Source organism: Pseudomonas tehranensis (genome assembly GCF_014268615.1).
GTDB lineage: Bacteria > Pseudomonadota > Gammaproteobacteria > Pseudomonadales > Pseudomonadaceae > Aquipseudomonas > Aquipseudomonas tehranensis.
Genome location: NZ_JABWQV010000280.1, coordinates 1 through 5847 on the forward strand (window position 1 = coordinate 1; position 5847 = coordinate 5847).

4 protein-coding genes and 1 pseudogene are annotated in these 5847 nt (G+C 60.1%); 4 read left to right on the forward strand and 1 reads right to left on the reverse strand.

Features of this window, described 5'->3' with window-relative positions:
• Positions 1 to 40: 40 nt before the first annotated feature.
• The gene (locus HU811_RS23970; RefSeq protein ID WP_186658438.1) at positions 41 to 1045 is read right to left on the reverse strand and encodes an NADP-dependent oxidoreductase; all 1005 of its coding nucleotides are present in this window, start codon (positions 1043 to 1045) and stop codon (positions 41 to 43) included.
• A 226-nt stretch (positions 1046 to 1271) separates the two neighbouring features.
• Between HU811_RS23970 and HU811_RS23975 the strand changes: the two genes are divergently transcribed.
• From HU811_RS23975 to HU811_RS27840, 4 genes and pseudogenes are all read left to right on the forward strand, one after another.
• A complete protein-coding gene (locus HU811_RS23975) occupies positions 1272 to 2033 on the forward strand; it encodes an SDR family oxidoreductase (protein ID WP_186658439.1) in 762 nt (253 codons plus the stop codon).
• A gap of 206 nt (positions 2034 to 2239) precedes the next feature.
• The gene (locus HU811_RS23980) at positions 2240 to 3637 is read left to right on the forward strand and encodes an aminotransferase-like domain-containing protein (RefSeq protein WP_186658440.1); all 1398 of its coding nucleotides are present in this window, start codon (positions 2240 to 2242) and stop codon (positions 3635 to 3637) included.
• A 989-nt stretch (positions 3638 to 4626) separates the two neighbouring features.
• Positions 4627 to 4851: pseudogene (locus HU811_RS27835) on the forward strand (HAMP domain-containing protein); the annotation flags it as partial.
• The gene (locus tag HU811_RS27840) at positions 4849 to 5712 is read left to right on the forward strand and encodes a methyl-accepting chemotaxis protein (protein ID WP_371264151.1); all 864 of its coding nucleotides are present in this window, start codon (positions 4849 to 4851) and stop codon (positions 5710 to 5712) included. The pseudogene HU811_RS27835 and the gene HU811_RS27840, both read left to right, overlap by 3 nt.
• Positions 5713 to 5847 lie beyond the last annotated feature (135 nt).

The window sequence follows — 5847 nt, forward strand, 5'->3', positions numbered from 1 at the left end:
GCTTTCGCGAGCAAGCCCGCTCCCACAGGTGTTTTTGTCACTAGACCTTAAGTACCAACTTCCCGAAATTCTCCCCACTGAACAACTTGGTCAGTGTCTCGGGGAATGTCTCCAGTCCTTCAACGATGTCTTCCTTGCTCTTGAGCTGCCCCTTGGCCATCCAACCGGCCATTTCCTGCCCGGCGGCGGCGAACTGAGAGGCGTAGTCCATGACCACGAAGCCTTCCATGCGCGCCCGGTTGACCAGCAGCGAAAGGTAGTTGGCCGGGCCTTTCACCGCTTCTTTGTTGTTGTATTGGCTGATGGCACCGCAGATCACTACGCGGGCCTTGAGGTTCAAGCGGCTGAGCACCGCATCGAGGATGTCGCCGCCGACGTTATCGAAGTACACATCCACGCCTTTGGGGCATTCGCGCTTGAGACCGGCATGGACGTCTTCATGCTTGTAGTCGATGGCGCCATCGAAGCCCAGTTCATCGATCAGGAATTTGCATTTGTCGGCCCCGCCGGCGATGCCCACCACGCGGCAACCTTTGATCTTGGCGATCTGCCCGGCGATGCTGCCCACCGCACCGGCGGCCCCTGAGAGCACTACCGTCTCGCCGGCCTTGGGCGCGCCAACGTCCAGCAGGGCGAAATAGGCGGTCATGCCGGTCATGCCCAATGCGGACAAGTAGCGCGGTAATGGCGCCAGTTTCGGATCGACCTTGTAGAAACCTCGCGGCTCGCCGAGGAAATAATCCTGCACACCCAGTGCACCGTTGACGTAGTCACCGACCGCGAAGGCCGGGTTGTTCGAGGCGACCACCTGGCCTACGCCCAAGGCGCGCATCACTTCTCCAATGCCTACCGGCGGGATGTAAGACTTGCCTTCGTTCATCCAGCCGCGCATGGCCGGATCCAGGGACAAATATTCGTTCTTCACCAGAATCTGGCCGGCTGCCGGTTCGCCGACCGGTACTTGCTGATAGGTGAAAGTCTCGCGGGTCGCAGCGCCTACCGGGCGTTTGGCGAGCAGGAACTGGCGATTGGTCTGGGCAGTCATGGCTGGCACTCAAGATGAATGAAGCCTTGTTGATAGACCTTCGAAGCACTTGTCGCAAGGTTTGCTGATGCAGCGAATGCAGTTCGATCGAGCCCAGTGATAATGGCGCCGGGGCCGTTATCACTGGCGCCCATGAATGCCCAAACGGCAACTGGATAGTGCTGCCGCATCGTCCGGACCTGTGACTAGACTGGCGCCATCTCCCGCACTCTTCGAGGATTTGACAATGAGCATGACGTTTTCCGGACAGGTCGCCGTGGTCACGGGCGCAGCTGCGGGCATTGGCCGTGCGACGGCCCAGGCATTCGCGGCGCAGGGCCTGAAAGTGGTGGCGGCCGACCTGGACGTGGCGGGCGGCGAGGGCACGGTGCAGTCGATTCGTGAGGCGGGCGGTGAAGCGCTGTTCGTGCGCTGCGACGTAACGCTGGAAAGCGACGTGCAGAACCTGATGAGCGAAGTGATCAATGCCTATGGCCGGCTTGATTACGCCTTCAATAACGCCGGGATCGAAATCGAAAAGGGCAAGCTGGCTGACGGCACCCTCGATGAGTTCGACGCCATCATGGGCGTCAATGTGAAGGGCGTCTGGCTCTGCATGAAATACCAGTTGCCGTTGCTGCTGGCCCAGGGGGGAGGTGCCATCGTCAATACCGCCTCGGTGGCGGGTCTGGGGGCGGCGCCGAAGATGAGCATTTATGCAGCGTCCAAGCACGCGGTGATCGGCCTGACCAAATCGGCGGCGATTGAATATGCCAAGAAGAAAATCCGCGTGAACGCGGTTTGCCCGGCGGTGATCGACACCGACATGTTCCGTCGTGCCTATGAAGCGGATCCGAAAAAAGGTGAGTTCGCTAACGCCATGCATCCGGTAGGACGCATCGGCAAGGTCGAGGAAATCGCCAGCGCGGTGCTGTATTTGTGCAGCGATGGCGCTGCATTCACCACCGGTCATTCGTTGGCGGTGGACGGCGGCGTCACGGCTTTCTGAAGAGCGTAGTGTTTAGCTTGTAGGACTAGGCCCGCACTTGTTGTGGGCTTTTTCTTTGGGGGTTAAAAATGACCCGTGTCAGCCCCTGAATGTGTTTCAAAGGGTGAGAATCGACCGTTTTGGTGACGTTGTCGTACATCGTCCGGAGACGGCCTGTGCTTAACTGTTTCCAGAGAGAAAACAGTTGCTTAGGAGCTTGGTTACTCATGGAGTTGAGAATCGACCGGCAGGCCCTGGTGCCTGTCGTGCAGCAAATTGTCGACGCGCTGGCCGGCTGGATTCGACAGGATGGGGTGCAACCGGGAACCCGACTGCCCTCCATTCGCCAATTGGCCCGGGAGAATTTGCTCAGTCAGTCCAGTGTCAATGAGGCGTGTGAACGCCTGGTGGCCCAAGGAGTGTTGGCGGCGCGCCATGGCTCGGGTTTTTTCGTCGCTCCGCCCCCGTCGTCCAGCTACGAGCTCTCCGACAACGACTGGCTGGAAGACGTGCAGCTCACCCGGGACAGCGTGCCCCGGAACTCGCAGTGGGAACTGAAACTGGGCTGTGGCGGGCTGCCCGAGAGTTGGCGCGAAAGCGATGATTTGGGCTACGCGATCCGTCAGGTCACCCGCACCGACATGGCGGGGGTGTTCAATTACAGTACGCCGATGGGGCTGCCCGCTCTGCGCGAGCAACTGTCCAGGCGCCTGAAGCAATTCAATATCCAGGCCGATGCAAACCTGATCCTGACCACCACGGGGGCGACCCACGGTCTGGACCTGATTGTACGCACACTGCTCGAGCCTGGATGCTGCGTCGTGGTGGAGAGTCCGGGGTACTCGAAGCTGTTCGACCTGCTCAGGTTGCATGGCATCGACATGATCGAACTGCCCAGGACTCCGCGCGGCCCGGATGTCGATGCATTTCAATGCCTCTTGGCGACCCGCCGGCCCAGCGCCCTGTTCGTCAACAGCGCCTGTCATAACCCGACCGGCAGCAGTCTGGCCCCGGCCGTGGCTCAGCAACTGCTGCAACTGGCGAAAAAACACGCCATTTTGGTGGTCGAAGACGACGTCTATGCCGACTTCCAGAGTTCAACCCGCACCCGCCTGGCAGCGCTGGATAGCGACGTGGTGTACGTGGGCAGCTTCTCGAAAACCCTGAGCAGTTCCTTGCGAGTCGGTTTCATAGTGGCCGGCTCGTCTGTCATCACACGCCTGAGGGACGTCAAGGATATTACCAGCATGGGCAGCTCTCGGTTCTGTGAGTCAGTGCTGGCCAATCTTCTGGCCAGCGGTGCCTATCGCAAATTGGTCCAGCGTCAGCGGCAACGTTTGAGTGTCGACATGGCAGCGGTGTTGCAGGTGTTGGAGGATGCGGATTGGGAAGTCTTTGGCCGACCGGCCGGCGGGCTGTTCATTTGGGCACGTCCGCCGTTGTGCGACTACGCTGCATTGCAGCGTCTGGCCAAGCGGTTCGGTGTGGTGCTTTCTTCCCGTACAGCGTTCAGCCCGTCGGGGGCCGTCAGCGACTGGCTACGGATCAACGTAACCCATGCCTGTGATGCGAGGGCACTGGCATTCTTCCGCGCGGCGGCTCTGGATCGACCTCAATTGTCCTGAAAACGACGGCGCTGTAGCTTTTTGCCATTATTCCGACGCCAGCATCTTGTGTTACAGGGCGTCTCGTTGCGAATCTGCAATCAACACACACTGGCAGAGGACTGGGCGCAATGATTTCGGCCGTGCAAAGACGTTTTGCCAACCTGGGTATGGCAAAGAAACTGGGCCTGGGGTTTGTCCTGGTGCTGCTGCTTACCGCCGTGGTGGCGGCCATCGGTGTCTGGTCCCTGCAAACCATCAGCCATCGTTTCGATGGCCTGAAGCAGATGTCATCCCTCAATAGCGGCTTGCTCAAGGTCCGTCTGCTTGAGCAGGAATACGCCTTGCGCTCCGACCCCAAAACGGTCGATGCCTTGCGGCTGGGCGTGGACGGACTGATTGCCCAGGCCAGCGAACTCAAGGCGCAATCGGCGGCCAACGTGCCGGTGATGAACGACGTGGAGCAAGCCCTGGCGGCTTATCGCAAGGCGTTCGACGAATTCGTCGAGTTGAGTCAGAGCAAGGATCTGGCTCTGGAGATGGCCAGTTGGTCAGTGTCCAGCGTTGCCAATAACCTGGATGTACTGCAAGCGGGGCTGGCGGATGATGGCGCTTATACCCTGAAAGAATCCGAAGGCAAGGAGGGCGGCGAGTTCATTGAGCAGGCCAATCAGGTCAGCGAAGTGTCACGGCTGATGTTGCAGGCCATGAACGAAGCGCGGGTGCGCCTGGATCAAAGCCGCAAAGGCTCTGAAGAGGGCGGACAGGGCACGATCGAACAGGCCGAGCAAGCCATGAAGCAGGCCGAGGTGCTCAAGACCACCGTCAAGGACCCGGGATACCAGACCGTGCTTAACGAAGTGGCCGGGCACATCGCTGGTTTCAACGAAAAACTTGCTGAATACACCGGCCTGCTGGCCCAGGAGAAAATCGTCTACCAGCAACTGCACGAGCGTGCCTCCCAGGTCGTGGAGCGGGTTGACCAGGCTTATACCGCCGAAGACGCGGCCATGCAGGCGGAACTGAAGAAAAATTCGCTGCTGATCATCGGCTCGTCGGCCCTGGCGCTGCTGGTGGGACTGATTGCAGCCTGGGTCATTACCCGGTTGATCGTCGGGCCGTTGCGTAGCGTCATCCGCGTTGCACAGCAGATTGCCTCGGGCGACTTGAGCGCAACGGTGCAAGTGACACGCCAGGATGAGATCGGACAACTGATGCTCGCCATGCAACAGATGGGGGCGGGCCTGAGCAGTATCGTCAGCGGTTTGCAGGCCGGTATCGAACAGTTGGCCAACTCTGCCCAATCGCTGTCGGCCGTGACCGAGCAGACCAACCTGGAAGTCAGCAGCCAGAAGGAGGAGACCGAGCAGGTCGCCACGGCCATGAACCAGATGACCGCCACCGTGCACGACGTGGCGCGCAATGCCGAAGAGGCGGCCCAAGCGGCCCAGACCGCTGACGATAAGGTTGAAAGCGGTCAGCAGGTGGTGCGTCAGAGCATGGTGCGCATTGAACAATTGGCTGACTCGGCCACTTCAGCCAGTAGCAGTATCGAAAGTCTCAGCGCTGAGATCCAGAACATTGGTACGGTGTTGAGCGTGATCAAGAGTGTGGCTGAGCAGACCAACTTGCTGGCGCTCAATGCGGCCATCGAAGCCGCCAGGGCCGGTGAGCAGGGCCGGGGCTTTGCGGTGGTGGCCGATGAAGTGCGGGCCCTGGCCAAGCGCACGCAACAGTCCACCGAGGAAATCGAACGACTGGTGAGTGCCTTGCGCTCAGCAGCCCAGACCTCCGTGCAGCAGATCCAGAGCAGTGGCGAGCTGGTGAAGATGGCAGTCAGTGATGCACTGCAAACCGAAAGCGCCTTGGGGAGCATTGCGGCGGCGGTGTCACTGATCCAGCAGATGAACCAGCAGATCGCGGCGGCGGCCGAGCAACAGAGCTCGGTGGCTGAAGAGATCAACCGCAGTGTCACCAGCATCCGCGCCAGTGCCGATCAATCTTCCCTGGCGATGCAGGGCAATGCCGCGTCGAGCATTGAGCTGGCGCAGTTGGGGGTTGAACTCAAGGGAATGGTGGGGCATTTCAGGCTGTGAGCTGTCGGCGAAGCACTTGTGGCGAGGGGATTTATCCCCGCTGGGTCGCGCAGCGGCCCCGACTGTTCAAGGTTTAATATCAGTCAGCAATGACTTGGGCTGCTACGCAGCCCAGCGGGGATAAATCCCCTCGCC

What these genes read in the sequence shown, in the direction of transcription:
- HU811_RS23970 (WP_186658438.1), bottom strand. Translation starts at nt 1,045, where the DNA reads ATGACTGCCCAGACCAATCGCCAGTTCCTGCTCGCCAAACGCCCGGTA.
- HU811_RS23975 (WP_186658439.1), top strand. Translation starts at nt 1,272, where the DNA reads ATGAGCATGACGTTTTCCGGACAGGTCGCCGTGGTCACGGGCGCAGCT.
- HU811_RS23980 (WP_186658440.1), top strand. Translation starts at nt 2,240, where the DNA reads ATGGAGTTGAGAATCGACCGGCAGGCCCTGGTGCCTGTCGTGCAGCAA.
- HU811_RS27840 (WP_371264151.1), top strand. Translation starts at nt 4,849, where the DNA reads ATGGGGGCGGGCCTGAGCAGTATCGTCAGCGGTTTGCAGGCCGGTATC.